This is a genomic window from Actinomadura rudentiformis (assembly GCF_008923185.1).
Taxonomy (GTDB): Bacteria; Actinomycetota; Actinomycetes; order Streptosporangiales; family Streptosporangiaceae; genus Spirillospora; species Spirillospora rudentiformis.
This window is the reverse complement of record NZ_WBMT01000019.1, coordinates 197,109-223,143: the sequence shown is the minus strand read 5'-3', so window position 1 is coordinate 223,143 and position 26,035 is coordinate 197,109. Positions and strand designations below refer to the sequence as shown.

Here is a 26,035-nt window from a genome sequence, read left to right as displayed (position 1 = left end):
CGACGTGAAGGAATCACTGAAGGCACTGCTGGACATCCTCGATCTCGAACAGATCGAGAACGACATCTTCCGCGGGCGCAGCCCCGAGGACCGCCAGCAGCGCGTGTTCGGCGGCCAAGTGGCCGGCCAGGCCCTCGTCGCCGCCGGCCGCACCGTGCCCCCCAACCGTCCGGTGCACTCCCTCCACGCCTACTTCATCCGGCCCGGCGACCCCTCGGTGCCGATCGTCTACACCGTCGACCGGGTCCGCGACGGCCGCTCGTTCACGACCCGCCGCGTCCTGGCCATCCAGCACGGCAAGGCCATCTTCAGCCTCTCCGCCTCGTTCCAGATCGTCGAGGACGGCCCGGCCCACCACGCCCCCATGCCCGACGCGCCCGACCCGGAGAGCATCCCGCTCGCCCAGGACCGCCTGACCCCCCTCTTCGGTGAACGCTTCGCCACCGACTTCGTGGCCCGCCGCCCCTTCGACGTCCGGCACGCCACTCCGCTCACCTGGGAGGCCGCCAAGGACCCCGCCCTCGCCACCCCCGAGTCCAAGGTCTGGCTCAAGGTCGACGGCGAACTCCCCGACGACCCCCTCCTGCACGTCTGCCTCATGACGTACGCGTCGGACATGACGCTCCTGGACACCGTGCTCCTCAACCACGGCCTGGCCTGGGGCGACAAGCGAACAATGGGCGCCAGCCTCGACCACGCGATGTGGTTCCACAAGCCTTTCCGAGCCGACGACTGGCTCCTCTATTACCAAGACACGCCCTTCGCCGGCGGCGCGAGAGGCCTAGCCAGAGGCCAGGTCTACACCCGCGAAGGCGACCTGGTCGTCTCCGTCATGCAAGAGGGCCTCATCCGAGTGACCGACACCTGACCACCAGAGTTGGGCTGGGCCCGCGCTAGCCTCCGGATTGGCCGTCTCGGAGGATGTCTTGGCCCGGGAAGGATCCGCGGTAGCCGACGTCGGGACCGCGTCGCTCGAATTGGTCGCAGAGATAGGTCTCTTGCACCCACTCAAACTCAGGGCTGCTTCCCCAGATCGCGAACAGGTCCGCCTTGCTGCGTACACGTCGATAGCCGTCCTTGTTGTCACGGAAGCATGCAAGGCCTCCGAAGACGGGGTTGCCGACGGGGTGGTAATCGGACCAGTTGCAGGCGATGCATGCTTTGAGGTAGCTGCGGGCGGGCATCTTCCAATGGAGGTCCCGCAGTATTTCCTCGAAGCTCTCATTTGTGCGCTTGACCGTGTAGGTCGAATCTCCCATCCGCAATTTCATTGATAGGACCGACTGTTCTGGAAGCATTTCCAGTCGGCAGTCGAGCCGGGCCTCACGCAGGCCATCATCCGTTTGTACTGGAAGTGGAATTTGAACATCAAGCTGAAATGCGGCGAGGTATCCGTTCTCTAGGTATCTGTCCTTCAAGGTGAAGCCCGAGTCGGCGGCGGGGCGCTCCAGCGGCTCCCAGGTCTCGAAGTCATCACTGACGAACGTCGTCCCCCGAATCACGGTCCGCAGCTCTACACCGTCGTTATGGATGACGATCGGCTCCGCTCCGGACTCATCTCGGTACAGGCCCGCCCACTCCACTGGCATGGCGCACATACGGCCCCCTGTTGAGTGACTCTGTCTGTTGGACGCCTCACGTCGTGCGCTGGATGGCCAAACGCGCCAAGGAGGGGCCGGGTCAGAACAGGCGGTCGAACCAGATGGCGAGCCAGAGGAGGAACAGCGCGTTCCCGGTCGCCAAGATCACGATCCTGCGCCTGGGTGACAACCCCCTGCGCCGCCAGGCGCTGAATATGGCGACGAGCGCGACCCCACTGCCTGCTAGGCCGAAGCCGGCGAACTCGAAGAGTCCTGGCTTGTCAGCGCACGCGGCGTCCTCAGGGGGACAGGGGTGTGATGGCGCGCCAACGAGAAGGAGCCCGAGGGCCCCGAAGAAGAGCGCCGGCAGTAGCAGCACCGTGAGAACGGCCATCACGATGCGACCAGAGAACGGCACCGCACTCACCGGGGACGGCTGTGGCTTCATCGCCGTCGTCCAGTGCGTCCAGTCGGCCCCGTCCTACCATCGCACCCGCTCGGCGGGACTCTCCGGATCGGGATACCACCCCTGCGAACATGGACGTGGCGGCTCGGAATGCATGACCTGAGCGTGAGCGGGATATGGAATGCTTCCTATCCCTTGCGACCGAGCTGAAATTCAACCGTCTCTAACTAGAGTCCCGTTCGGTGTTAGCGGCGGCGCCTGCGCCTGGCAGTGCCCAGGTCAACCCCGCCAGCGATCCCGGGGCGGGCCACGTAGTGGCTCTCTGGCGTGACCCGCCTTCGCGGGGGATCAGGCGGTGAAGTCCTTGTGCTTGCAGCTGGGGGTCTTCTCCCCCTCGCGGCTGGTCAGGCAGACGCGCAGCCGGACGCGCGTGCCGTCCTTCACCTTCACGACCTTGTATTTACGGTTCATCCGCTTGTCGCTCTTGTTCTCGAGCGAGGTGATGATCTCGTTGTAGGGCTTCTTGATCCGCAGCAGCGTGATCCTGACCCACTGGCCGTCCTTCCTGTTGTCGCGGACCATGATCACGGACTTGTGCTTCGGCTGGGCGCCGTTGCCGTCGTGCCAGAAGAATCCCGAGCCGTCGGGCACGCCGCTGTCACGGGTGTTGACCGAGCCGGACGTGCCGCGGGCCTGAGCTGCGACGTCGTCCGCGTACGCGGCCGGGGCGGCGACCAGCGACAGGGCGCAGGACATGAGGGAGGCGGAGATCACCGTCTTCTGAATCATGCGGCAATGGTGTCCAGCGGCCCGTGTTCCTCCAAGGTTCCAGGGGATCAAGACCGAATGGTGCCCTGGCGCCTTGACTTCGTCAGCCCGGCGGTCCGTCGTGACTGCGGAAACCGGCTGGTCAGGTGCGCTTGGCGTATTCGGAGATCTCCCCGAAGTCGACCACGACGCACGCTTCGTCACCCAGCACCTCGGCGTCGTGGCCGGGCGGGATGGCGACGGCGTCGCCGGCTGCGACCTCCTTCTGCGTGCCGTCGGACATGAAGATCCGCATGCGCCCTGAGACGCAGTAACCCAGATGCGACACCTCGCACTGTTCGGTGCCGGCGATCGGCTTCACGTTCTTCGACCAGCGCCATCCGGGCTCGAAGGTCCCGCGGCCCACCGTCTTGCCGGCCAGCGTCACCATGTCGGCCTTGCCCTTGCCTTCGAACTCGCGCGTTTCGTCGGGTTGCTGGAAATTCTTGACCTCGATCTGAGCCATGCTCGTTCCCCCGATGTACGTAGAGTGACTCCTTCCCGGCCCTACCCGGCGGCTGAGGCGCATAATCGGACTGACCTGGGCTTATGCCAGGACTTGGACGCTCTCAACGCCTGGACGGCACACGTGCCGCAGCACGGCCGGACAGCTGCGATCATGAAATATCGTCGTTGTGGCGATCATGCGCTGAACCGGCTCCGTCGCATTTCTGTGTGGAGGCGAGCAACCACGGCCCTGTTTCGGTTGTGACATAGGTGTGAGAACTGAAGAGGTCCTCAACAGCGCGGGCGAACCTGAGGCCGCCCCAGACCCGGTGGCCATGCTCACCAGGTTGTTCCGCGAACACCATCTCGAGCTCGTTCGCATGGCGTTGCTCATCGTCGGCGACAAGCCGACGGCCGAGGACGTCGTCCAGGACGTGTTCACCGCCATGCACGACAGGCTGGACCGGCTGCATGAGCATCACGCGATGCTGCCGTACGCCCGCACGGCCGTCATCAACAGGTGCCGGACAGTGTTACGGCGTCGCAAGCTGGCCAGTCGTCTGCACCAGCACCATGAGCCGCCGGTCTGGTCGGCCGAATCGGCGGCCATGCTCGGCGAGGACTGCCGCGAGGTGTTCGAAGCGCTCAGAAGCCTGCCGCGCCGCCGCCGGGAGGTCCTGGTGCTGCGCTACTACCTCAACCTGAGCGATGCCGAGATCGCCGAGGTCATGGGGGTGTCCGGCGGCACCGTCAAGTCGACCATGTCCCGAGCGCTCACCGCGCTGGCCAAGAAGCTGGAGGACTCATGACCGAGATCGAGGAACGGCTTGCCAACGCGTTCGACACCGCGACCGCGACGGTACGGCCCGAGGACCTGAAGCCGCTCACCGTGCCCGCCGGCAAGCCTGTCCGGCGCCGTGCACGCCGGTGGACCCCCGCCATCGCGGCCTTCGCGGTCGCCATGATCGTGGCCGGCGCCGTCCTGGTGAACGTCCTACGCAGTGGGGAAGGTGACTCCGGCCCACTGGCGGGCAGCGGCCACTACTTCCTCACACTGCCACCCTTGCAGGGAGGGGCTCCCGGTGCAGATGAGCCTCCCGCGATACGCGACCTGCCCTCCGGTCAGGTGATCCAGCGGTTGCCCACTCCTAGCGAGGTAGACCGTTGGATAGACGGGGTCGGCACCGCCGACAACCGCACGTTCTTCCTTCTCGCCAGACTCGTGGAGGCTGAACGGGGCGAGTCTCACATCTACCGGCTGCGCATCGACCCCAGGGGCCGCCTGGTTGAGCTTGCGCGACTGCCCGGCGGCGACGTGCCCGGGAATTCCAACGGACCGTTGGCGGCCTCCGCGGACGGCGCCAAGCTCGCGGTGACGGTCAGCGCTCAAGATCACCCTGCCCCTCCCGCCAGCCAGGTCCGCCTCCTGACCGTGTCCACGGGACGGTGGACGGTCTGGAGCGGGAACGGCATGGCCGAGTCTCTGTCCCTGAGCCCAGACGGCCGCAGGCTGGCGTTCCAATGGGTGGGCTTCGGCAAGAGCCCTGACGGCGTCCGGACATTGGACACCGGCGGCCCGGCCGGCGACCTCCTCAGCCGCAGCCGCCAGCTCGTTCCCGTGCCCGGGCCGCTGGACGAGGTGCACCAGCCATGGCTGGGCCGAGACGGCCTCTACCTGGTGTCCGCAGGGGCCGAAACCAGGCTCCTCGCCATCGCCAACACCGGCAAGGTCAGCGCCACACTGCTGCGGCGCACCCCACGGCCTGAGACGGCGACGCCGGGCGATGGCCCGCCCGCCGTGGCGGACCAGCGGCCCGCGATCTCCGTGTACTGCCGGTCCGCTGACACCCGGCACGTCCTCCTCGGCACCGGCGACAAAACCGAGTGGCTCGACCTGCAGACCAGGCAGATCAAGACGATGGACCACTTGAACGACCTCGACGCCGACATCGTCGGCTGCTGAAGGAGAACGGCCTGCCCAGCGAAGCTGCGGCCCCAAGGGTTTCTCCTTGGGGCCGCGTTCGTTCTTCCTCGACCGCAAGATTGATCACTGCTGCGGGCTCGGCGGCCACCGAGCCCGCCGGTCCCTCAGGCTGACGCTGTGAACAGGAAGTTCATCGGAAAGCCCTCGGTGCCGCGGGGCAGCGGCGGCCAAGGCCAGCGGCCGAAGGAGGCGCCGTCCTCGCCGGGAACCTTGACCTCCCGCACCGTCCAGCCGGACTCGGCCAGGACGTCTTCGGGACGGTCGGTGCCCCACAGCCACGGGCAGCCGTCCTCGCGGAGCCGGCGCAGGCCCTCCTGGGTGAACTCGCTGACCATGGACTGGTGGCTCAGCAGGTCGCCGGCCAGGACGCTGCCCGGCGCGGAGAGGGAGGCGAGGCGCGCGAGGAGCGTCCGGGCGTCGTCCTCGGGCAGGTAGAACAGCAGGCCCTCGACGATCCACAGGGTGGGGACGGACGGGTCCCAGCCCGCGGCGCGGAGCGGCCCGTCCCACGGGCCGGTCAGATCCGTGCCGATGGCGTGCCGCTCGCAGGCGTGCCGGGCGCCCAGCTCCGCGAGCCGCTTCTCCTTCTCATCGACGAGGTCGGCGTGGTCCAGCTCGTACAGGACGGTCCCGGAAGGCCAGCCCAGCCGGACCGACCGGGTGTCCAGGCCCGCCGCGACCAGGACGACCTGCGTGAGGGCTGCGGATCGGCCTATGACCTCGTCCAGGTAGCGGGTGCGGATGGCGAGGAACTCAGTCGTTCCGGGGTTGGCGTAGCGCTCGTACCGCGCGAAGCCCTCCGGCCCGGCGAGCTCCCCGGCCAGCTCGTCGGTGAACAGGGCGTCGTCGCGGCGGGTCTCGTCGGCACGTGCGGCGGCCGTCCAGCGGGCCGTGGCGGAAACACCGTTCATTCGGTCCTCTCCTTCACTGGGGCTCAGCGGCTTCACTGGAGATCAGCGGCGGCCGGCCGACACGGCGTCCATGAGACGCCGCATCGACTCGGGGATCCGGGCGGGCTTCATGTGGCCGCGCTCGTCGGGCTGGACGCAGGCGACGCGCTGCTCGCCGGTCGCGACCAGTTCCTCGCCCTCGGGCAGCTGCCGCCAGTACTCGAACGTCATGGTCATCTGCGTCTGGCCGAGCTCGCCGAGGAACATCCGTACGATGACCTCGTCGAAGACGGTCAGCTCCCGCAGGTACTCGCACTGGCAGCTGACGGTCAGCAGGCGGACGCCGTCGCCGAACCCCGCCACCACGTCCGGCGAGAACTCCCGCATGCACAGCTCGCGGGCACGGCCCTGCCACCGGACGTAGTTGACGTAGTTGACGTTGCCGAGCAGGTCGGTGTCCTCGATCGTGACGATGTGCCGGTACTCGTAGCCCCTCACGCCGAGGCCCCCCGCGCCGTGGCCCCCCGCGCCGTGGCCCCTTCACCGGCCGCCTCCGTGAGGACGCCCAGCACGACCGGCTCGGCGACGCCCCGCATCCCGGCCGCGAGCGTGGCCACGCGCGCGTCGCCGGCGGCGAGCACGGCCCAGCCGTCCTCGTGGACGGAGTCGAGCGTGAACGGGGTGCCGGCGGGCAGCCCGGCCTTGACCGCGGACTCGGCGGCGGCCCAGACGCGGGTCGCGGCCGTGTCGAAGTCCTCCTCCATGGCCTCGACGAGGGCCCCGGCGAGGGCGAACCCGTCAGTGCCGAGGAGCCCGGCCCAGGTGTCGCCGTCCCGGTTGGCGACGATCTCCAGGTCGCAGCCGGGCGTGGTGGTCGCGAGGGTGATCCCGGCGCTGTGGGCGATCGACACGGTGCCGCCGGTGCTCGGCTCGGGCTTGCCGTCCGGGCGGTGGCGCAGCGTGACGTCGCCGCCGAGCAGGCGCCGGACGGCGAGTTCGGCGGCCTCGCGGCGGGGCGCGCCGCCGGCGTCGGTGTCCAGCGTCGCCCGCCCGGCCAGGCCGAACTCGACGAGCGCGTGCTCGACGTACGGGCCGAGCAGGGCGGGCACCCAGCCGCCGGGCAGCGGGAACTTCTCGACGATCCGGGTCCGGAACCCCTCCCAGGTCTCGATCAGCTGCCCGTCCTCGTCGGTGATCTCCATGTCCCAGCAGGTGTCGTCGCGCCGGTAGCGGGCGTGGACGAACGCGGGGGTCGCTCCGGCCTGCGGGCCCGGGACGAGCCGGTCGACGCCCGCCGGGATCGCGAGGACGGTCGGGGCGCACAGCGCGAGCGGCTGCATGTAGGAGTCGCGGGCCGCCGGGTCGCCGAGCAGCAGGCGGTCTGGAAGGTAGCGGCCGAACCAGGCCACCCGGGTGTCGGGCAGCAGCCGCGCCGTGACGTGCATGGCGTCCGCGCGGCGGATGTCGCCCATCAGCCGGAACCGCGGGCCGTGGAACAACATCGGCCCGTACAGCTCGGTCTGCGGGTCGATCGCCATGGGCGGCAGCGCCGCGTTCTCCTGCCGGACGAGCCCGGCGCCCTTGGGCTTGGCGGCGGGCGGCTCGCAGACGGCCCGGAAGTGCTCCACCTGAAAGTTGGTCGTGCTGCACCGGACGACGGTGGTGACGCGGTCCGGGGCGGTGCGCAGGGCGGCGACCCGCACGGTGACCGTGGCGTCCGCGGGGACGGCGATCGCCCGCAGGAACTCCACGCCGGTCAGCACGGGCGCCGCGTCCGCCTCGGTGTCGAGGTCGAGCAGCACCGCCGCGGCCTGCGCCATGATCTCCATGCCGACGGTTCCGGGCAGGACGGCCTCGGTCCCGCCGCCGAAGACGTGCTCGGCGAGATAGGGGTCGCTGTCCCAGCCGACCTCGGCGTCGGCGACCAGTTCGATGCCGGGGTAGCTGACGCGGGGCCGTTCGAGGAACCGCAGCAGCGGCAGCTCGCCCGCGCCGAACGACACGGTGGGCATCTCGCCGAACCGCCCGGTGACGACGGCGACGACCGGCGCGGTGGGATCGGCGACCAGATCGCGCAGGATCTTCACGCCCTGGTCAGGGGTGATCGTGGTGACGCCCGCGCGGGCCAGGTTCTCGACCGAGCCGAGCCGCTCGCCCATGCCGATGCCGGACCACAGCGACCACTCGACCGCGCGGAAGCGGCAGTGCGGCAGCTCGGCGGCGAGCCGTTCGACGAGGTCGCTCTGCCATTCGTTCGCGACCGCGTAGTGGGCCTCGCCGCGCAGCCCGGCGCGCCCGGTCATGCTGCCGAACGTGACGACGAGCCGCAGCCGCGCGGTGTCGACGGCGGCGAGCACCGCCTCCAGGCCGGCGACCTTCGGGTCGATCGTGCGGGCGTAGTCCTCGTCGGTCAGCTCCTCCAGCAGCTTGGGTACGTTGCCGCCCGCGCCGTGCAGGACGGCGGTGACCGGCCCAAATTCCGCCTCCGCTGCGGTGACGGCCGCGGCCACGCGGGCCGCGTCGGTGACGTCGGCGCGCAGGTAGCGGGCGGTGACCCCGGCGGCTTCCATGCGTTCGAGGTTGGCGGCCAGCTCGGCGTCCCCGTCCGGTGCCGACCGGCCCAGCAGGACGAGCCGGGCACCGCTCTCCTTGGCCAGTGCCAGCGCGCACTCGGCGGAGATGCCCTTGCCGCCTCCGGTGACGAGCAGCACGTCGCCGGGGCCAAGGGGCAGATCGGTGCCGTCCGGCTCGACGGGCGCCAGAACGGGCTCGCGGCGGACGCCGCCGTCGTGCTCCACCTCGCGGAACCGGTCGGTCGCGGCGGCCTCGGCGGCGAGCACCTCCGGTGTCGCCGGGTCGTCCAGGGCGGCGGTGACCACGGTCGTGGCCACCCAGGGCGCCTCAAGGTGCAGCGTCTTGGCGAACCCGGCGGCGCCCGGCTCCTCCTGGACGAGGACGCAGCGCTGCACGTCCCTTCCTGACACGAGCCTGGCGGTGAGGACCGCCTCGGCGCCGGACCGCAGCGTCGCGAGCCGCTCGTCCCGCCCGGACGGGACGATCACCAGCACGCCGTCGCCGAGCTGCGCCGACTCCAGCGCCTCGCGCAGCGCCCCCGCGGCGGGGTGGTCGCCGACGACCTGCCAGGCGCCCTCGGCGCGCTGCGCGATCCGGGCGGGCGCGGGCGTCACGCGGCGGTCGAGCGCGAACGCGCGGACCCATGGCCCCACGCCCGGGGGGACGATGCGTGCGGCGGCCGTCTCGGCGTCCTCCATCCCCGTGGAGCCCGTCTCGACCAGCTCCTGCAGGGTCTCGGCGACCTGGCCGAGCGTTGCGGTCGCGTACCCCGTCGGCGCGGCGGGCTCGTTCAGGTCGAGCGTGCGCATCGCCTCGCCGACCAGCTCCGACACGACGATGGAGCTGAGGTGCAGGTCGTCGAGGAACTTGCTGTCGGCCTGGACGGTCTCCAGCGGGAACTCGGCGCGGCGGGCGACCAGCGTGCGCAGGAGCAACAGCGGGTCGTCGATGTCCGCGACGTCCACCGCCTCGCCGGCGGGCGCGCCGTCCGAGGTGACGGCGGCCCGCGCGGACGCGTCGGCCAGCAACGCCGCGTCCACCTCCGGGACGATCTCGCAGAAGTTGGCGATGAAGCCCGGCTCGGCGTCCGGGTCGAACGGCCGGATCAGCCGTTCGGTGAACAGCCCGGCGACCTCGACGCCCGCACCCACGGCGAACGCGGCGCCGAGCGCGCCCAGCAGGCCGGTGAGGGTGTCCTCGTCGGTACGGGTGGCGACGGCCGGCACGTCGGTGATCTCGCGGGCGAGATGGGTGAGGACCTGGCCCGGACCGACCTCGATCAGCAGGTCCGCGTCCCGCGCCGCCGCGGTCAGCGCCTCGGTGAAAAGGACCGGCGCGGTGATCTGCGCGCGCAGCAGTTCCCGCAGGCCTTCCGCGGTGCCGGTCGCGACCGGCTCGCCCGTCACCGTGGAGACCACCCGGCGCCGGACCGGCGCCAGCGCCTCGTCCTTCAGGTGCCCGGCGAACGCCTCGGCGGCCGGGGCGACCAGCGGCGAATGGAACGCGTGCGACACCGGCAGCCGCACGGCCTGGAGACCCGCCCGGGTGGCGCGGCTGATGACCCGCAGAAGCCCGGCGGACGGACCGGACACGACGGTCTGCCTCGGCCCGTTGTGGCCGGCGATGACGACGCCGTCGTCCTGCTCGGCGAGCAGATCCGCGACCGTCGCGGCGTCGGTGGAGATCCCCGCCATCGCGCCGTCGTCCTCCGCCAGCTTGCTCATCGTCGCGCCGCGCGCCGCGGTGATCCGCAGCAGCGCGGCCTCGTCGAAGGCGTCCGCCCAGTGCAGCGCGGTGATCTCGCCGAGGCTGTGGCCGACGGCGGCCTGCGCCTCCACGCCCAGCCCGGTGAGCATCCGCAGCCCGGCGACGGAGGCGGTCGCGATGCGCGGCTGCGCCACCGCCGTCTCCATCTGGTCGCCGCCGGTCGGCAGCGCGGCCGTCTCGTACAGCTCGTCCACGGCCTCGAAGCGGCGGCGCAGCGCCCCGCCGTCCGAACGGGTGCCCGAGCCCTGGCCCGGGAACAGGTAGACGATCCGCGGCAGCTCACCCGGCCCGCCGACGAACACGCCGGACGCCGGATCGATGTGCCGTCGTGGCACGGCCCTGTCTTTCGAGAGCCCCGTGTCCTTCGCGAGTAGCTTTGCGTCCTCGGCGAGCTCTCCGGTTGCCAGCTCGGCGACGCGGCGCAGCGACGCGGCGAGCTTCGCCGGGGTGTCCACCACGACGGCCGCGCGCCAGGGGCGGCGCGCGAGCCGTCCGGCCAGGTGCGCGGCGAGGTCGGGCAGTTCGGATCGCGCCGCGGCCTCCGCGACGGGTACGAGCGCGGTGGCACGCTCGGCGAGCGCGGCGGGCGAGTCGGCGTCCAGGACGAACAGCTCCGCGTCCTGCGGGGAGTTCAGCACCGACCGGGTGCGGTTGTCGAGGCGTGTCCGGCGGCTCGCCCTCGGCGCCTCCACGACCATGTGCGTGTTGATGCCGCCGAAGCCCATCGCGCTGACGCCCGCGCGCAGCGGCGCCCCGTCCGGCCAGGGCTCGCCCTTGCGCAGCACGCGCAGCGCGTCCGCGCCCTCGTCCAGCAGCGGATGCGGGCGTTCGCAGCCGGTGGTGGGCGGCAGTACGCCCGCGCCGACCGCCTTCACCGCCTTGATCAGGCCCGCGACGCCCGCCGCGGCCTTGGTGTGCCCGATGTTCGCCTTGATCGAGCCGACGACCGCGGGCGGGGTGTCCGAGCCAGCGGCGCGGCGCGCCTCGATCAGCGTCTCCAGCTCCGCGGCGTCGCCGACGGCGGTGCCCGTGCCGTGCCCCTCGAAGTAGGCGACGTCGCCCGGACCGAAACCGGCGCGGCGGTACGCGCGGTCCAGCGCGAGCCGCTGCCCGTCGGTCTCCGGGCGGGTGATGCCGCCCGCGCCGTCCGACGAGACGCCCCAGCCGTCGATGAGACCGTGGACGCGGTGCCCCCGGGCCACCGCGTCCTCCTCGCGCATCAGGACCACCATGCCGCAGCCCTCGCCGGGCCAGAACCCGGCAGAGCGCTGGTCGTACACCCGCATCTCCTCGATCGCGAGCGCGCCCGCGCGGGAGAAGCCGATCAGCTCGGTGGCGTCCACGCTGATGTCCACGCCGCCCGCCACCGCGAGGTCCATGTCGCCGGACAGCAGCGCGTTGCAGGCCGTGATCACCGACAGCAGGGACGAGGCGCACGCACCGTCGACGACGTACCCGCCGCCGTTGAAGTCGAAGTGGTTGCAGATGCGGCCCGCGATCGTGTTGGACAGCCCGCCTGCCAGAGAGTCGCCGTCCGGCACCGGGAACGGCGCCTTGTAGGAGTGCTCCAGCTCGGCCAGCAGAGCCGCGAGCCGGTCGGCGGCGACGTCGTCCTTCATCGCGTCGGCGACGACGCGGCGCACGTACGGCCAGCGCAGCCGCATCTGCGCCGCGCGGATCCCCTCGCCGGTCAGCGAGTTCCCGACGACCACGCCGGTGGACTCGCCGGGCGTGCCACGTCCCTCGGGCAGGCCCGCGTCGGCCAGTGCCTCGGCGGCGGTCTCCAGCGCGAGCCAGTGGGTCAGATCCGCGTTGCGGAAGGTGGACCCGGCGACCTTGAAGCGCACCCGGTCGAACTCCCAGTCGCGCAGCAGCGCGGCCTCGGTGATGTAGATGTGGTCGGCCGAACCGCGGTCGGCGTTGTAGTAGTCCTCCAGCCGGATGCGCTGGGACGGGATCCGCCGGAACGAGCGGCGCCCCGCCAGCACGTTGTCCCACAGCTCGTCGGGCGTCGCGGCGTCCGGGAACCGGCACGCCATACCGATGATCGCGATACGAGAAGCCACATGAACCCCCAGGAAACGGCAGCGGCACTTCGCGGGCCCATCCGCACCGAAATGCGGGCATGCCAAAATGAACGGCGGGCCCATTCGGGTGAGGAAATGCGCAAAGCGGCCGATTGGCCATTCTGGAAGAGGCGGCCGACACTGCTGTCGCCGCCTCTTCCAGGTCAAGATCGTTCTAAGTTACTCGACTGTAGGGAGCGCCTTCGGCCGTCGTCAAGCGTTCGATCACAGATTCACGGACCGCCACAGACGCGCAGCTGAGCGTCATTTGACGCTGACGAGTCTCGCCAGCGGGGGCTGTGAAGGAATTGCGCTCCATCTCGATTATGTGACCGGCTTTGAACGCACCGTGAACGGAACGGATTCGGCAATGCCACCGGAGCGGGGGATGCGCCCGCAGTCCATAAACTCGGTACTGCAACGGCGTCGGCGGGAGTGGGCCCGTCTTTATCCCGAGTTCGAGCGGGCGGCACGGGCGAGGAGTAGCTGCTTCTCGCGTTCATTCCGGGTGAGGGCGGCGGCCCTCTCGTACTCCGCGCGGGCCTCGTCCAGGCGGCCCAGGCGTTCGAGGAGGTCTCCGCGCACGCTCGGCAGCAGGTGGTAGTTCTTCATGGCCGGGGCGTCCGAGAGGGTGTCCACGATCGCCAGGGCGGCGGCGGGGCCCTCCGCCATGGAGACGGCCACCGCGCGGTTGAGTTCGACCACCGGCGATGGGGTCAGGGTGACGAGGCGGCCGTACAGCGCGGCGATCGTCGTCCAGTCGGTGTCCTCGTACCGGACGGCCTGCGCATGGCACGCGGCGATCGCGGCCTGGACCGAGTACGGGCCCGTGCCCGCGTGCCGCAGTGCCTCGATGCCGCGGCGGATGAGGAGGCGGTTCCACTTGGCGCGGTTCTGGTCGGCGAGGAGCACCGGCTCGCCGTCCGGTCCCGTCCGGGCGGCGATGCGGGACGCCTGGATCTCCAGCAGGGCTGCCAGCCCGTGGACCTCGGGCTCCTCGGGCATCAGTCCCGCCAGCACGCGGGCCAGCCGGAGCGCGTCCTCGCACAGCGCCGGCCGGACGAGATCATCGCCGGCCGTCGCGGAGTAGCCCTCGTTGAAGACGAGGTAGATGACCTCGAGAACGGAGGAGAGGCGGGTCGCCCGGTCTTCGCCGTACGGGACCTCGAACGGGACGCCGGCTTTGGCGAGGGCGCGCTTGGCGCGGACGATGCGCTGCGCCACCGTGGGCTCCGAGGTCAGGAAGGCCCGCGCGATCTCCTCGGTGGTCAGCCCGCCCAGCAACCGCAGCGTCAGCGCGATCCGCCCCTCCGTGGACAACACCGGATGGCACGCGGTGAAGATCAACCGCAGTAGGTCATCGTCGATGTCGTCGGCCTCCGCCGGCTCCGGCGGCGGCACGTCCTCCAGCGTCCGGCCGACCTCCGCCAGCTTGCGCGCGTACGTCTCCTTGCGCCGCACGAGGTCGATCGCGCGGTGCTTGGCCGTGGCCATGAGCCAGGCGCCCGGCTTGTCTGGAACGCCCGACTCCGGCCACTGCTCCAGCGCGGCGACCAGCGCGTCCTGCGCGAGTTCCTCGGCGATGCCCACGTCCCGCACGATGCGGGTGACACCGGCGATGATCCGCGCGGACTCGATCCGGAAGACCGCCTCAATCGTTTCGCTCGCCGTCACGACCACCCATCAGAGCAGCCACGCGCAGGCCGGGCAAGGATCAGCCTTCGGTGATCTCCCGCACCTCGGCGCTGACGCGCCAGTGCGCCGGGTGGATCTCCAGGAACCGCTTGGTCCACTCCAGGGCCTCGGCCTTGTCCTTGGCCTGGATGATCGAGTACCCGCCGATGACCTCCTTGCTCTCGGTGAAGGGCCCGTCGGTGTACCCCACCTTGCCGTCGTTCCAGGTGACCCGAGTCCCTTCCTCGGTCTTGGAGAGCCCCGCCGTGTCGAGCATGACCCCGGCCTTCGTGATCTCCTCGAACAGCGCGGCCATGCGCTGGTCGAACTCCGGTCCCGGCGCCTCGTACTCGGCGTTCTCGTCGAGACGGATCAGCGTCATGAATCGCGGCATGCTGACTCCTTCGTTCGGACGGGGCCTGTCCCCGCCTCTCATCCTTGCGTCGAACGAGGGATGCCCCGATCGACACCCTCCCCGAAGAATCTTCAGTTCGGACTTTGGCCAGTCGACGGAACCTCGCCGCTCTCGCCCACTTCTAACCGGTACGAGCCCCGGGGAGTGGTCGATGAGCGCATGGGACGCCGTGAGCGCGATCAGTTCGATGGCGGGTTGGCCCTGCCTCACATCGAGGAGCGGCGACGGGCATTCCCCTTGTACGCGGGCAATGTCGAGGCGCTCGTGCAGCGCTACGAAGCTCAACGCTGACGCGCTACGGAGCAACGGAGGAAGGGTCACCGCTGCTGCCTGGTGATCCGCTAGGTGCGGTGCTCAGTCGTGTATTGCTGGATGAGGTCGGGGTGGTCCAGCGGGTTGCCTGCGGGGTCGACGTCGCGGAGGAGGGTTGTCGATCGGACGTCCGGGAGGGGCTCGATGCGCTGGAGGCGCTCTTGGGCTTGCGCGTCGGTGGTGTAGACGGCGACGGTGATCTCGTTCTCGGACAGGCGGGCGGTGGACCACGGGATCGGGCACGGGGGCGCGTGGTCGGGGTCTGGGCAGAGGAGTCGCGAGATGTCGTCCTGCGCGTTCATCGCGTCATTCCGTGGTGGCGATCAGGTCGGCCACTTCGGCGGCGCAGCCCCAGGAGAGGGTCACTCCGGCACCGCCGTGGCCATAGCAGTGCACGATGCGGCCTGCCTCGGATCGTTCCATGTCCAGGCGGACGGTCGGTCGGGCGGGACGGAGGCCGACCTTGTGGCGGAGGACGCGGGCGCCTGCCAGGGCGGGGACCATGCGTTCGGCCCGGGCCAAGATCGTCTTGGCGGTCTCGGCGTGGGGGTCGGGGTTCCAGTCGCCGCGGTGGGCGGTGCCGCCGACGACGATGTCGTGGATGCGGGGGATGACGTAGCAGGGGAGTTCGGTGTCGTTGTCGTCGATCCACCACTCGTTCAGGCCGAGCTGTTCCAGGACGACGACCTGGCCGCGTACGGGCGTGAGCGAGGGGTCGGCGGCGAGGTCGCGGGCGCCGAGGCCTGAGCAGTTGACGACGAGCGGCGCGTCCTGCGGGAGGGTGGTCAGGGAACGGCGGGTCACCTCGCCGCCGAGCGACTCCAGGCGCGCGTGCAGCCAGGGCAGGTAGACGGACATGTCGATGGCCGGTGACTCGAAGCTCCAGCCGTCGGCGTAGGGAGGCGGAGGGGCCGGAAGGCGCTCGAAGCCCGGGACGGCCGAGCTCCACCATGGGTCTGGCTGAGGTTCCATGAGGAGTTCGCTGCCTCGCCGGATCTGGATGCCGGTCTCGGGGATCCCAGCGAGCTCGAGGAACTCCTTGTACGAGGCGGCCGACCACGCCGTGACCCGTTCCTTGGGGTAGGCGAGGTAGGGATACCAGAGCGCGGCCGCCACGGCGGATGTCGTTTCGGTGGGGAGGTCGCGCGCCACCACCTGGACCTCGTGGCCGGCCTCCGCCAGCCGCACGGCGCAGCTGAGCCCGATCACTCCGGCACCGACGACGAGCACCTTGGTCATGAAGTGATCATCGCTTGCCGGGGTCGCCGTTGAAAAGGTGCACGGGCGTCATCGAGCAGTGAACGGGGCAGGTCGTACGCAGTGCCGGGGAATAGGGCGGTGTAGGCTGGGGTTCGACGGGTTAGTTGAAAGTTCTACTAACTGGAGGGCCGCCATGCAGTTCGGGATCTTCTCCGTGGGGGACGTGACGACCGACCCGACGACGGGGCGGACGCCGACGGAGGCCGAGCGGATCAAGGCGATGGTGACGATCGCCACGAAGGCCGAGGAGGTCGGCCTGGACGTGTTCGCGACCGGCGAGCACCACAATCCGCCGTTCGTGCCGTCGTCGCCGACCACGATGCTGGGCTACATCGCGGCGCAGACCGAACGCCTGATCCTGTCGACGTCGACCACGCTGATCACGACGAACGACCCGGTGAAGATCGCCGAGGACTTCGCCATGTTGCAGCACCTCGCGGACGGCCGCGTGGACCTGATGATGGGCCGTGGCAACACCGGCCCCGTCTATCCGTGGTTCGGGCAGGACATCCGGCAAGGCATTCCGCTGGCGATCGAGAACTACCACCTTCTGCACCGGCTGTGGCGTGAGGACGTCGTCGACTGGGAGGGCAAGTTCCGCACGCCGCTGCAGGGCTTCACCTCCACGCCGCGGCCGCTGGACGGCGCGCCGCCGTTCGTCTGGCACGGCTCGATCCGGAGCCCGGAGATCGCCGAGCAGGCCGCCTACTACGGCGACGGGTTCTTCGCCAACAACATCTTCTGGCCGAAGGAGCACTTCCAGCGGCTGATCCAGCTCTACCGGCGGCGGTACGAGCACTACGGGCACGGCTCGGCCGACCAGGCGATCGTCGGGCTCGGCGGCCAGGTCTTCATGCGCAAGAACTCCCAGGACGCGGTCAAGGAGTTCCGTCCGTACTTCGACAACGCCCCGGTGTACGGGCAGGGGCCGTCGCTGGAGGAGTTCACGCGGGAGACGCCGCTGACCGTGGGGAGCCCCCAGGAGGTCATCGAGCGGACCCTGCAGTTCCGGGACTACTTCGGCGACTACCAGCGGCAGCTGTTCCTTGTCGACCACGCCGGGCTGCCGCTCAAGACCGTGCTGGAGCAGCTCGACCTGCTCGGCGAGGAGGTCGTGCCGGTGCTGCGCAAGGAGTTCGAGGCCCTGCGGCCCAGCCACGTACCGGCCAGCGCCCCCAGCCATCTGGAGCTGGTGGCGGCGAACGACGCGAAGAAGACGGAGGCGAACCGATGAGCACGCTGGCCGTCGTCTCCGCGGGCCTGCGGGAACCGTCGTCCACGCGCCTGCTCGCCGACCGGCTGGCGGCGGCGACCGTACGGTCCCTGGGCGAGGAGACCGAGGTCGTGCACGTGGCGCTGCGCGATCACGCGCACGACCTCACCAACAACCTGCTCACCGGATTCCCGGCGGGTGAGCTGCGCGGCGCGGTCGAGCGCGTCGTGGGCGCCGACGGGCTGATCGCGGTGACGCCGGTGTTCAACGCCTCGTACAGCGGGCTCTTCAAGACGTTCTTCGACGTTCTGGAGCCCGGTTCGCTGGAAGGCAAGCCGGTGCTGATCGGCGCGACGGGCGGAACGGCGCGGCACTCGCTCGCGCTGGAGTTCGCCGTGCGTCCGATGTTCGCCTACCTGCGCTCGCTCATGGCGCCCACCGCGGTCTTCGCGGCCACCGAGGACTGGGGCGCGGCCGGTGAGGCCGCCGGGGGCCTGGTCGAACGCGTGGAACGCGCCGGCGCCGAACTCGCCGGACTGATCGACGGACGCGGCGGGGCGTCCGATGCGGTGTCCGATGCCGGGGCCGACCGGTACGACAACGTGATCCCGTTCGAACAGCTGCTGGCTGGTAACTGACCGGTCGAGAACTCGCCGACCGTGAGTCCACGGCGACCGTGGCGCGTTCGCGTGCGACGTCGGGGGGCTCTGGCCGGGAGTGGCCCCGGAGCGCCCTTGCGCGCCCTTTGATCAACAGGGCCTTATGAGGGAGTATGGGGGGTGCAGGGCGTTCCGGGTGGTCCGGTCGGGTCCTGCCGGCAGAGATCCATCGGAGATTTCGACGCCGGCGGAGCAAGATCGGTTGCCTCTGAACGGGGTGAACTCACCCACAAAACCGCAGGTCAAAAATACCTTGATTGATTTGCGCCAGTCCCCGTACGCTCAACGCGAGCAATCAAACGGCCGACGCCGGTGGATCTTGAATCCGGACGTCCGGCCCCGAGGAGCCAGAGAGGTGGTGTGTGGCCCGGTGAGCAACACGTTGATCAAATCCCAGCTGTCCTGGGCTGACGCCTGCCTGGACTCCTCGACCCCCTGGTCGACGTATGCCGCTGTGTCCGGCCTCTCGCCACTGAGCGCCAAGCTCCGTGGCGCGGCGGCGCGACCCGGCGGCGGCGTGGAGCTCCCGCAGAGGCGCGAAGCGCAACTAATGCAGGCGCAGCGGATCTCCGGCAATGACTCCGTCATTGGCACGGGAGACGTGTGCAAGCAGCGAGTCCAGGACGAGCAGGGGACGACTGTCTTCAGTGAAGACACCATCCCCAACGCTCCGGCCACGGCCCACGTGGGCGCCACCGCCAAGGGTGGCGAACTGGGTCCGTTCCCCTGGAGGCGACCGGTCTAACAAGACACGGCAAGCCCCCAGGGCCGCGGATCCAGATACCGGATCCGCGGCCCTTCTTCTTTGCCCAGACAACCCACGACAGACCCGTTGAGATCCAACGAGAGGAACAAGGGTGACTGAGATGCAGGGGGTTCTCGCCGTGAGCGAGGAGGACCTCACCCTTCCGTGCCGGACCGACCCTGAGCTCTTCTTCGCCGAGGCTCCCGCCGACGTTGAGCTGGCCAAGGCCATGTGCCTCGAGTGCCCGCTCCGCAAGGCCTGCCTCGCCGGCGCTCTCGAGCGCGCCGAGCCCTGGGGCGTCTGGGGTGGCGAGCTGTTCGTCCGCGGTGTGATCGTCGCACGCAAGCGGCCCCGTGGCCGTCCGCGCAAGCACCCGCGCCCGGACGAAGTGGCTGTGTGAGGAACTCATGCCCACCACGCCGATACTCCACCGTATGAACCCGGGGAGCGCGGTTCCCGTACAAGGACCACGCCCCCGGGTCACCAGGGAGAAGGAAATGATCTTGCTCAGCCAGGACCTGTCCCGTGAACGAATACGGGACGTGGACCAGGAGGTCGCGCAGCTCCAGCTGGCCGCGCGAGTACGGGCACGCCGGCGCGCGCGCCGGGACGCCCAGGCCCGTGCGGCCCGGGTACGCCGCATCCTCCTGGTCCGCTGACCACCTGATCGTTGGCCCGGCCGGACGCGGGGACCCGGCCGGACCAACGGCAGGGCGCCGGAACGCCCGGTCGCCCGGCCTGACCGACGGCAGGGCGCCGGAACGCCCGGTCGCCCGGCCTGACCCAGTCGGCCGGCCCGCCCGATAAGCCGTTCCGGATCGGATCCCGCACATGCCGTGCGCATGGGCGGGATCCCTATAGACCTCGTTGGAGGGATCCTGCCGCCCCACTGGCAGAGATCCTGGCCGACCGGTGGCAGGCCACCGCCCGCCCTTCTTGGATGGTTTGGCGAGCAGTGGGCCTCCCGGCCGGCGCCGGCGCGCCTGAGGTTCTACGCCACCTCTCCTCGGCGCGCACAAAAGCGGGCCCGTCGCACCTCATCAGTGCGGCGGGCCCGCTTCAGCTTGCGAGCTCTGCCTTGGCTGTGAGCTGGTGCTCGGGCGGTTCAGCCTGCGAGTGCGGCTCAGTCTGCGAGTGCGGCTCAGCCTGCGAGTTCGGTGTCGGCGGCGTCGATGGGGGAGTCGTCGCCGTCTTCGGCGAAGCCGGGGACCCACTTGAGGGATTCGGCGCGGGCGGGGATCTCGCATTCGAGCTGGCACAGGACGCCGGTGCCGGCGGAGAGGACCCGGTGGACGATCACGTACTGCGGCGGGAGGTTGAGCTGCCGGACGACGTTCGTGGGACGCAGGTCGGTGACCTTGGCGGCCATGTCGCGCAGCCACTCGCGGTTGAACTTGAACGTCTCGTTGATGAACGGCTCGGTGATCGGAGCCAGGAACATCTGGAGGGACTCGGTGTCGATGTCGACGCCCTCGCGGATGAACTCCTCGTCGCGCAGGGCTGCCTCGATCTGGTCGATGTCATCCAGCGTGCCGATGCGCAGCAGGCGGCCCATCCGGTGCTGGAAGTCCTCGGGGATCCGGTCGACGGCGCCGAAGTCGAGCACTCCCAGGCGCCCGTCGGCCAGGATCCGGAAGTTGCCCGGGTGCGGGTCGCCGTGCAGCATCCCTGCACGCTTGGGCCCCGACAGCAGGAACCGGCAGTAGAGCAGCGCGGCGTGATCGCGCTCCTCCGCCGAGCCGGTCGAGATGATCTTCGAGAGCGGGGTGCCGTCGATCCACTCCGTGACCAGGACGTTCCCCGCCTGGGCGACGACCTCGGGGATGTAGAAGTCCGGGTCGTCCGCCGGGAAGCCCGCGCGCATCCGGCTCTGCGAGTCGGCCTCGATCGTGTAGTCGAGCTCCTCGATGACCCGTTCCTTGAGCTCGGCGAGCATCGACTTGACGTCGAGCCCCGGCATCAGGACCCCGAAGAGCTTGCCGAGCCGTGCCAGCTGGTTGAAGTCGCTGATGAGCGCCTTGCCGGCGCCCGGGTACTGGACCTTGACCGCGACCGCGCGGCCGTCCTTCCAGACGGCCCTGTGGACCTGGCCGATCGAGGCGGCGGCGGCCGGCTTGTCGTCGAACGACTCGAACTCGTCCCGCCAGTCCTCGCCCAGCCCCTCGGCGAGCACCTTGTGCACGGCGGCGGCAGGCAGCGGCGGCGCGGCCTCCTGCAGCTTGGTCAGGGTGGCCCGGTAGGGCCCGGCGATCTCCGGCGGCAGCGCGGCCTCGAAGATCGACAGCATCTGGCCGAGCTTCATCGCCCCGCCCTTGAGCTCGCCGAGCACCTTGAAGAGCTGCTCCGCGGTGCGCTGCTGGATCTCCATGGCGACGGCCTCGGCGGGCTTGCCCAGTGTGCGCTTCCCGACACCGAGGGCGGTGCGCCCGGCGAAACCAAGCGGGAGGGACGCCAGCTTTGCGGACCGCGTCACCGCGCGGCGGGGGAGATCGCTCACGGGATTCATTGTCGGTGATCGTCCCTCGTTCTCGCTAGGAAGCGGGGTGAACAGTTGTCCGGGTGAGCTCGGCCACAACACTGCCACCTGCATAAATACTGTAAGTGTGCGCTTTCTCACCCTGCCTGTGAAGGGTGGCGCGATACGGTGCGGGCCATGCCTGACGTACTGCTGGTGGAAAAGCGTCCCGATGGAGTCGCCGTTCTCACGCTGAACGATCCCGACCGGCGGAACGCGATGTCCGACGAGATGACGGCGGCGTGGAAGGAGGCGATCGCCGGCCTTCGCGCCGACAGGCAGCTCCGTTGCGTGGTCCTGACCGGCGCCGGCAGCGCGTTCACCTCCGGTGGCGACCTGTCCTGGCTCGCCGACACCAACGCGGTCGCCGTCCCGCCCCTCCGTGACCGGATGCTGGAGTTCTACCGGACGTGGCTGGCCGTCCGGGAGCTGGAGGTGCCCACCATCGCCGCCGTCAACGGCCACGCCGTCGGCGCCGGTTTCGCCCTCGCCCTGGCCTGCGACCTCCGCTACGCGGCCGTGGACGCCAAGCTGCTCGTCCCGTTCACCGCCCTCGGACTCCACCCGGGCATGGCGACCACCTGGCTGCTGCCCGAGGTGGCGGGGCTGCCGCTCGCCCGCGAGCTCCTCTTCACCGGCCGTGCGGTCACCGGCGCCGAGGCCGAGTCGTACGGCCTGGTCAACCGCGCGGTCCCACGCGAGTCCGTGCTCGTGGAGGCCCTTTCGGTCGCCGAACGCATCGCCGCCCAAGCCCCGATCGCGACGCGCCTGACCAAAGTCGCCCTCTCGAACGGCGGCCATCCCGACATGGAGTCGGCCCTGCGCTGGGAGTCTCTGGCCCAACCGGTCACCATGAGCTCCCGCGACATGCTCGAAGGCATCAACGCCCAACGCGGAAAGCGCCGCCCCAACTTCACCGGCGAATAACGTCGATCACCGCCCGCGCAGCAACCGCCCGGAGAATTGCCCCAGCGTGGTCTTGGTGTAGGGATACCGCGCCGGGTGGCTCTTGACCGGAGTAAGCGGGGTGCTCGGCCTTCTTGCGGGCCGTCGGCGGAATGCCGATGCAGTACTTACCCTGACAGAACACGGGAAAAGCCCCGGCTGCCGGGCGTCCGCTTCCCTTCCCCTTTCGAAGCGGTCTCCCGGCGGCCGGAGCCATCTCGGACCCCGACAGTAGGAGCGGTCAGAAAGGTCGTCAACGGGGGCGTGTGGACAGGTTGTGGAGGCACCTGGGGATGTTCCGGGGTGTTGCTGTGGAAAGCCAGGGGAGGGGCTGTGGAAACCCTCTGGGGATGGTCAAAAACACCCAGGCTGACCTGGGAAGATGTCAATGCCCCCCTGTGGAGAGGGCAAAATTTTGGGTACGGTTCTGGGGTGCCCCCCAACGTTGAGGTCCGCCGCAGCAATCGACGTCGGCGGACCGTGTCCGCCTACCGCGACGGGGACAAGGTCGTCGTGATGCTTCCCTCCCGGCTGAGCAAGGCCGAGGAGGAGCAGTGGATCACGACCATCCTCGAACGCCTGGCCGAACGGGAGCGCCGCCGGCGCCCCAGCGACGCCGATCTTGAAGCCCGGGCGCGGGAGCTGTCCCGGCGCTATCTGGGTGGTCGTGCCGAGCCCGCCAGCGTGCGCTGGGTCGCCAACCAGCGCACCCGCTGGGGATCGTGCACGCCGGACGACGCGACGATCCGGCTCTCCACCCGGCTGCGCGGGATGCCGTCCTGGGTCGTCGACTACGTCCTGGTCCACGAGCTGGCCCACCTGCTGATTCCCGGCCACGGGGCGGACTTCTGGGCGCTGGTGGGCACCTACCCCAAGACCGAGCGGGCCCGCGGCTACCTGGAGGGCGTCGCCGCAGCCGAACACCTCCCGCTGGCCGATGAGGGCGATCTGCCCGATGATCTCACCCACGGAGTCGCCGGGTGACCGTCCGCTACGCCGCGGTCCTGTCCGTTCCGACCCCGCACCGCCCCAGCCCGCCCGGGATCGACCCGGACGAGTTCCGGCTGGCCTTGCTGGAGGATACGTACGAGGTGGTCGCAGGGCTGGAGCTCGTCAAGCCCGCCCTGGTGCTGAGCCCTCCTGATCAGCCCGGCGCTGAAGCGATCACCTGGCCGGGCACCTTGATCGTACGAGAGGACACCCTCCAAGGCGCCTTCGCCGCACTCTACGCGGCCGGAGCCGAGGAAGCCGCGCTCCTGGCGGCGGACGCTCCCGACCTCCCGCCCCTCCTGCTGGGCAAGCTCTTCCGCGCCCTCGGCAGCGCCCCGTCGGCCGCCTGCCAGTCGGAGGGCGGCGGCCTGGTGGCCCTCGCCGCCCGGCTCCCGCTCCCGGACTGGCTGGCCGCGGCTCTCAAGGAGACCGATCTCGACGCCCCCGACGTGCTCTCCCGCCTCCGCGCCGCGGCGCCTCGCCACGGTCAAGTGCCCCAAGGGCCGTCCTGGCACCGCCTGCGCGACCCCGAAGACCTCCGCTTCCTGGACCCCGGCCTGGAAGGCTGGGAAACCACGCGGGCACTCCTAGAAGGCCACCCGCTTTCCTAGGGCTCGGGTCACCAGGCGGCGGACGGCTTCGTCGGTGGGGGTCGGGAGGTCCGCAGCCGCAAACCAGCGGAGGTCGTCGGACTCGTCGCTGATCGCGTGGCGGGCGTTCTCCGGGGCGTAGGCGACGTATTGGACGTCCAGGTGCCAGGAGCCCTCGGGGTGGCAGCGCACGGCGTGGCGGTCGAGCTGGACGGGGTCCGGGTGGAACGCCAGATCCGGAATGCCTGACTCCTCGGTGGCCTCGCGGAGAGCGGCCTCGGCCAGGGTCCGGTCGCCCGCCTCGCAGTGGCCGCCCAGCTGGAGCCATGCTTTGACCTTGCTGTGCAGCGTCAGCAGAACCTGGGTGCCGGTGGCGTCCAGGACCAGCGTGCTGGCGGTGATGTGCCCGGGGACGCATTCGCGCCAGGTGCCGTTGGCGTGATCTTCCAGGTGGCGCAGGAAGTCCTGGCGGAGCCGATCCTGGGCGGGATCCGGCGCCTGCCAGGTGGTGAGGACGCGTACGGCATCTGCGTGCAGCGTCACGTCCGGCCTATGCGCGGGTAGAGCGAGTTGGCCGGATGGCGGCGCCGGCGTTCATGATCGGTCGGGCGCTGCCAGCAGAGTGAGGCGCGGGCGGTCCGGCGCCTGATCATGGCCGAGGAGGTCCTCGGGTCGATCAGGCAGCCGTTCACGCGCGTATGGGCCCGGGGCTTCACGAGCTCGCTTTGGGGTCGTCGCCGTCCTCGTCCGTGCCGTCCTGGCTTGTGGCGCCTCCGCGGGTGCCGCCTTCGTCGGTGCCGCCTTCGTCGGTGCCGCCTTCGCCAGTGCCGGCCTTGCCGGTGCCGTCCTCGTTGGTGAAGGCGGAGATGTCGAGGTCGTCCAGCTCGGACTTGCCTTGCGCGAAGCCCTCGGGGTCGTCCAGGTCCTCGGCAGTGGGCAGCAGGTCCGGGTGCTCCCAGACGGCGTCGCGGCCCTGGGCCCCGCGGACCTCGGTGAGGGTCCGCCAGAGGGTGGCGGCCTCGCGGAGGCGGCGCGGCCGGAGCTCCAGGCCGACGAGGGTGGCGAACGTGCGTTCGGCCGGACCGCCGGTGGCGCGGCGGCGCCGCACGGCCTCGGCCAGCTTGACCGCGCCGGGCAGGCGGCCGTTGGCGACCTCGTTGACCACGGTGTCGACCCAGCCCTCGACGAGGGCGAGCGTGGTCTCCAAGCGGGCGAGCGCCGCCTTTTGCTGCGGGGTCTCCTCGGGCTGGAGGCTGATCTCGCCGCCGAGGGCCTCCTGGATCGCCTCGGGGTTGGAGATGTCCAGGCCCTGGACCGCCTGCTCGATGCCGGACAGGTCCACGGTGATGCCGCGCGCGTAGTCCTCGACCGCTCCCAGGATGTGCGCCCGCAGCCACGGCACGTGCGCGAACAGCCGCTGGTGCGCGGCCTCGCGCAGTGCCAGATAGAGCCGGACCTCGTCGTCGGAGACCTCCAGGCCCTCACCGAACGCGTCCACCCCGGCCGGCAGCAGCGCGCCCACGCCGTCGGGGGCGAGGGGGAGCCCGACGTCGGCCGAGCCGACGACCTCGCGGGCCAGCGCGCCCAGCGCCTGCCCGGCCTGGCCGCCCACCATGGCCCCGGCCATCTGCTTGACCATGCCGATCAGCGGTCCGGCCATCGCCTGCATCTCGGCGGGGATGTCGCCCGCGCCGCCGAGGGCGCCGCCCATGGACTCGACCATGCGGGTCGCGATCGGGTCGCACACCTTCGCCCAGACCGGCAGCGTCTGCTCGATCCACTCCGACCGGCTCCAGGCCTGCGGCTTCTGGATGCCGGCGGGCAGGGTCGTGCCCTCGTCCAGCCACAGGTCGGCCAGGCGCAACGCCTCCTCGACCTGGCGCCGCTCGGCGTCCACGATCGACGGGTCACCCTGCTCGACCACGGAGTGGCGTGCGATGTTCTTGGCCAGGTCCCAGTTCAGCGGACCGGCGTCGGGGCCGCCGGGAGCGCCCTGGCTGCCGATCATGTCGGCGAACCTGTGCAACATGGCGGCGAACTGCTGCATGTCGCCGCCCATGGCCTTGAATGGGTCCTGGGGCTTGTCGTCGTCACCGTCGCCTGGACGGTTGAAGCCGAACGGAGTGTCACTCATAGGTTTGCCCCTGGGCATGATGGGCTCATACCGGCCACGTTAGCCGGTCCTGGCGAACTCGC

25 protein-coding genes are annotated in these 26,035 nt (G+C 70.4%); 11 read left to right on the top strand and 14 right to left on the bottom strand.

Going from position 1 to position 26,035, the window contains the following annotated elements; translation table 11 throughout:
• The first annotated feature begins 4 nt into the window (after nt 1-4).
• Nucleotides 5-868, top strand: coding sequence for an acyl-CoA thioesterase II (tesB, locus tag F8566_RS35415; RefSeq protein WP_151566223.1), 864 nt, complete (start codon nt 5-7; stop codon nt 866-868).
• Nucleotides 869-893: 25 nt separating this feature from the next.
• Here the strand turns inward: tesB and F8566_RS35410 are convergent, their stop codons facing one another.
• The 4 genes from F8566_RS35410 to F8566_RS35395 all read right to left on the bottom strand — a co-directional run bounded on the left by F8566_RS35410 (nt 894) and on the right by F8566_RS35395 (nt 3,259).
• Nucleotides 894-1,589, bottom strand: coding sequence for a DUF6304 family protein (locus tag F8566_RS35410; protein WP_151566222.1), 696 nt, complete (start codon nt 1,587-1,589; stop codon nt 894-896).
• Nucleotides 1,590-1,680: 91 nt separating this feature from the next.
• Nucleotides 1,681-1,974, bottom strand: a complete 294-nt coding sequence (locus tag F8566_RS35405; protein WP_151566221.1) for a hypothetical protein — start codon at nt 1,972-1,974, stop codon at nt 1,681-1,683.
• 360 nt (nt 1,975-2,334) lie between these two features.
• Complete coding sequence (locus F8566_RS35400; protein WP_151566220.1) at nt 2,335-2,775, bottom strand: hypothetical protein; 441 nt, start codon at nt 2,773-2,775, stop codon at nt 2,335-2,337.
• Nucleotides 2,776-2,896: 121 nt separating this feature from the next.
• A complete protein-coding gene (locus F8566_RS35395) occupies nt 2,897-3,259 on the bottom strand; it encodes a cupin domain-containing protein (RefSeq protein WP_151566219.1) in 363 nt (120 codons plus the stop codon).
• Nucleotides 3,260-3,512: 253 nt separating this feature from the next.
• Here F8566_RS35395 and F8566_RS35390 point away from each other — a divergent pair, with 253 nt between their 5' ends.
• Nucleotides 3,513-4,049 carry an RNA polymerase sigma factor gene (locus tag F8566_RS35390; protein WP_225993789.1) on the top strand — a complete coding sequence of 179 codons (537 nt, stop codon included), beginning with the start codon at nt 3,513-3,515 and terminating at the stop codon, nt 4,047-4,049.
• Nucleotides 4,046-5,203: a TolB-like translocation protein gene (locus F8566_RS35385; RefSeq protein WP_151566218.1), complete on the top strand. Its 1,158-nt coding sequence runs from the start codon at nt 4,046-4,048 to the stop codon at nt 5,201-5,203. The genes F8566_RS35390 and F8566_RS35385 overlap by 4 nt, the downstream gene beginning before the upstream one ends.
• A gap of 125 nt (nt 5,204-5,328) precedes the next feature.
• Here the strand turns inward: F8566_RS35385 and F8566_RS35380 are convergent, their stop codons facing one another.
• From F8566_RS35380 to F8566_RS35350, 7 genes are all read right to left on the bottom strand, one after another.
• Nucleotides 5,329-6,135 carry a class I SAM-dependent methyltransferase gene (locus tag F8566_RS35380; RefSeq protein WP_151566217.1) on the bottom strand — a complete coding sequence of 269 codons (807 nt, stop codon included), beginning with the start codon at nt 6,133-6,135 and terminating at the stop codon, nt 5,329-5,331.
• 42 nt (nt 6,136-6,177) lie between these two features.
• On the bottom strand, nt 6,178-6,612 hold the full coding sequence (locus F8566_RS35375) for an acyl-CoA thioesterase (RefSeq protein WP_151566216.1): 435 nt from the start codon (nt 6,610-6,612) through the stop codon (nt 6,178-6,180).
• Nucleotides 6,609-12,521 carry a type I polyketide synthase gene (locus F8566_RS35370; protein ID WP_225993788.1) on the bottom strand — a complete coding sequence of 1,971 codons (5,913 nt, stop codon included), beginning with the start codon at nt 12,519-12,521 and terminating at the stop codon, nt 6,609-6,611. The genes F8566_RS35375 and F8566_RS35370 overlap by 4 nt, the downstream gene beginning before the upstream one ends.
• A 447-nt stretch (nt 12,522-12,968) precedes the next feature.
• On the bottom strand, nt 12,969-14,195 hold the full coding sequence (locus F8566_RS35365; RefSeq protein WP_151566214.1) for an RNA polymerase sigma factor: 1,227 nt from the start codon (nt 14,193-14,195) through the stop codon (nt 12,969-12,971).
• Between the two features lie 40 nt (nt 14,196-14,235).
• Nucleotides 14,236-14,589: a YciI family protein gene (locus F8566_RS35360; protein WP_151566213.1), complete on the bottom strand. Its 354-nt coding sequence runs from the start codon at nt 14,587-14,589 to the stop codon at nt 14,236-14,238.
• A 362-nt stretch (nt 14,590-14,951) separates the two neighbouring features.
• Entirely contained in the window at nt 14,952-15,224 is a 273-nt protein-coding gene (locus F8566_RS35355) for a hypothetical protein (RefSeq protein WP_151566212.1), read from the bottom strand.
• Between the two features lie 4 nt (nt 15,225-15,228).
• Nucleotides 15,229-16,161, bottom strand: a complete 933-nt coding sequence (locus F8566_RS35350) for an FAD-dependent oxidoreductase (protein WP_151566211.1) — start codon at nt 16,159-16,161, stop codon at nt 15,229-15,231.
• A gap of 154 nt (nt 16,162-16,315) precedes the next feature.
• Between F8566_RS35350 and F8566_RS35345 the strand changes: the two genes are divergently transcribed.
• The 5 genes from F8566_RS35345 (at nt 16,316) to F8566_RS50335 (ending at nt 19,458) form a co-directional block, all read left to right on the top strand.
• Complete coding sequence (locus F8566_RS35345; RefSeq protein WP_151566210.1) at nt 16,316-17,416, top strand: LLM class flavin-dependent oxidoreductase; 1,101 nt, start codon at nt 16,316-16,318, stop codon at nt 17,414-17,416.
• A complete protein-coding gene (locus tag F8566_RS35340) occupies nt 17,413-18,033 on the top strand; it encodes an FMN reductase (RefSeq protein WP_151566209.1) in 621 nt (206 codons plus the stop codon). The genes F8566_RS35345 and F8566_RS35340 overlap by 4 nt, the downstream gene beginning before the upstream one ends.
• Before the next feature lie 391 nt (nt 18,034-18,424).
• Nucleotides 18,425-18,799: a hypothetical protein gene (locus tag F8566_RS35335; protein WP_151566208.1), complete on the top strand. Its 375-nt coding sequence runs from the start codon at nt 18,425-18,427 to the stop codon at nt 18,797-18,799.
• Between the two features lie 121 nt (nt 18,800-18,920).
• Nucleotides 18,921-19,199: a WhiB family transcriptional regulator gene (locus F8566_RS35330; protein ID WP_151566282.1), complete on the top strand. Its 279-nt coding sequence runs from the start codon at nt 18,921-18,923 to the stop codon at nt 19,197-19,199.
• Nucleotides 19,200-19,296: 97 nt separating this feature from the next.
• Nucleotides 19,297-19,458: a hypothetical protein gene (locus tag F8566_RS50335; protein ID WP_192810025.1), complete on the top strand. Its 162-nt coding sequence runs from the start codon at nt 19,297-19,299 to the stop codon at nt 19,456-19,458.
• Nucleotides 19,459-19,940: 482 nt separating this feature from the next.
• Here F8566_RS50335 and F8566_RS35325 read toward each other — a convergent pair whose 3' ends face one another.
• Nucleotides 19,941-21,296: an ABC1 kinase family protein gene (locus F8566_RS35325; RefSeq protein ID WP_225993787.1), complete on the bottom strand. Its 1,356-nt coding sequence runs from the start codon at nt 21,294-21,296 to the stop codon at nt 19,941-19,943.
• Between the two features lie 156 nt (nt 21,297-21,452).
• Here F8566_RS35325 and F8566_RS35320 point away from each other — a divergent pair, with 156 nt between their 5' ends.
• From F8566_RS35320 to F8566_RS35310, 3 genes are all read left to right on the top strand, one after another.
• Nucleotides 21,453-22,241, top strand: a complete 789-nt coding sequence (locus F8566_RS35320) for an enoyl-CoA hydratase/isomerase family protein (protein ID WP_151566206.1) — start codon at nt 21,453-21,455, stop codon at nt 22,239-22,241.
• Between the two features lie 414 nt (nt 22,242-22,655).
• Nucleotides 22,656-23,243, top strand: a complete 588-nt coding sequence (locus F8566_RS35315; RefSeq protein WP_151566281.1) for a M48 metallopeptidase family protein — start codon at nt 22,656-22,658, stop codon at nt 23,241-23,243.
• Nucleotides 23,240-23,860, top strand: coding sequence for a hypothetical protein (locus F8566_RS35310; RefSeq protein WP_151566205.1), 621 nt, complete (start codon nt 23,240-23,242; stop codon nt 23,858-23,860). Before F8566_RS35315 ends, F8566_RS35310 begins: the two co-directional genes overlap by 4 nt.
• Here F8566_RS35310 and F8566_RS35305 read toward each other — a convergent pair.
• Together F8566_RS35305 and F8566_RS35300 are read right to left on the bottom strand one after the other, a co-directional pair.
• Complete coding sequence (locus tag F8566_RS35305; protein ID WP_151566204.1) at nt 23,837-24,382, bottom strand: NUDIX hydrolase; 546 nt, start codon at nt 24,380-24,382, stop codon at nt 23,837-23,839. The two genes, F8566_RS35310 and F8566_RS35305, sit on opposite strands and share 24 nt — an antisense overlap.
• Nucleotides 24,383-24,551: 169 nt before the next feature.
• Complete coding sequence (locus tag F8566_RS35300; protein WP_151566203.1) at nt 24,552-25,973, bottom strand: zinc-dependent metalloprotease; 1,422 nt, start codon at nt 25,971-25,973, stop codon at nt 24,552-24,554.
• Nucleotides 25,974-26,035: the final 62 nt, after the last annotated feature.

Excerpts from the sequence above, each read along its gene's own strand:
- F8566_RS35350 (WP_151566211.1), bottom strand. The coding sequence starts at position 16,161 with ATGACCAAGGTGCTCGTCGTCGGTGCCGGAGTGATCGGGCTCAGCTGC.
- F8566_RS35345 (WP_151566210.1), top strand. The coding sequence starts at position 16,316 with ATGCAGTTCGGGATCTTCTCCGTGGGGGACGTGACGACCGACCCGACG.
- F8566_RS35360 (WP_151566213.1), bottom strand. The coding sequence starts at position 14,589 with ATGCCGCGATTCATGACGCTGATCCGTCTCGACGAGAACGCCGAGTAC.
- F8566_RS35385 (WP_151566218.1), top strand. The coding sequence starts at position 4,046 with ATGACCGAGATCGAGGAACGGCTTGCCAACGCGTTCGACACCGCGACC.
- F8566_RS35395 (WP_151566219.1), bottom strand. The coding sequence starts at position 3,259 with ATGGCTCAGATCGAGGTCAAGAATTTCCAGCAACCCGACGAAACGCGC.
- F8566_RS35330 (WP_151566282.1), top strand. The coding sequence starts at position 18,921 with ATGCAGGGGGTTCTCGCCGTGAGCGAGGAGGACCTCACCCTTCCGTGC.
- F8566_RS50335 (WP_192810025.1), top strand. The coding sequence starts at position 19,297 with ATGATCTTGCTCAGCCAGGACCTGTCCCGTGAACGAATACGGGACGTG.
- F8566_RS35410 (WP_151566222.1), bottom strand. The coding sequence starts at position 1,589 with ATGCCAGTGGAGTGGGCGGGCCTGTACCGAGATGAGTCCGGAGCGGAG.
- F8566_RS35340 (WP_151566209.1), top strand. The coding sequence starts at position 17,413 with ATGAGCACGCTGGCCGTCGTCTCCGCGGGCCTGCGGGAACCGTCGTCC.
- F8566_RS35320 (WP_151566206.1), top strand. The coding sequence starts at position 21,453 with ATGCCTGACGTACTGCTGGTGGAAAAGCGTCCCGATGGAGTCGCCGTT.
- F8566_RS35380 (WP_151566217.1), bottom strand. The coding sequence starts at position 6,135 with ATGAACGGTGTTTCCGCCACGGCCCGCTGGACGGCCGCCGCACGTGCC.
- F8566_RS35400 (WP_151566220.1), bottom strand. The coding sequence starts at position 2,775 with ATGATTCAGAAGACGGTGATCTCCGCCTCCCTCATGTCCTGCGCCCTG.
- F8566_RS35300 (WP_151566203.1), bottom strand. The coding sequence starts at position 25,973 with ATGAGTGACACTCCGTTCGGCTTCAACCGTCCAGGCGACGGTGACGAC.
- F8566_RS35405 (WP_151566221.1), bottom strand. The coding sequence starts at position 1,974 with ATGGCCGTTCTCACGGTGCTGCTACTGCCGGCGCTCTTCTTCGGGGCC.
- F8566_RS35355 (WP_151566212.1), bottom strand. The coding sequence starts at position 15,224 with ATGAACGCGCAGGACGACATCTCGCGACTCCTCTGCCCAGACCCCGAC.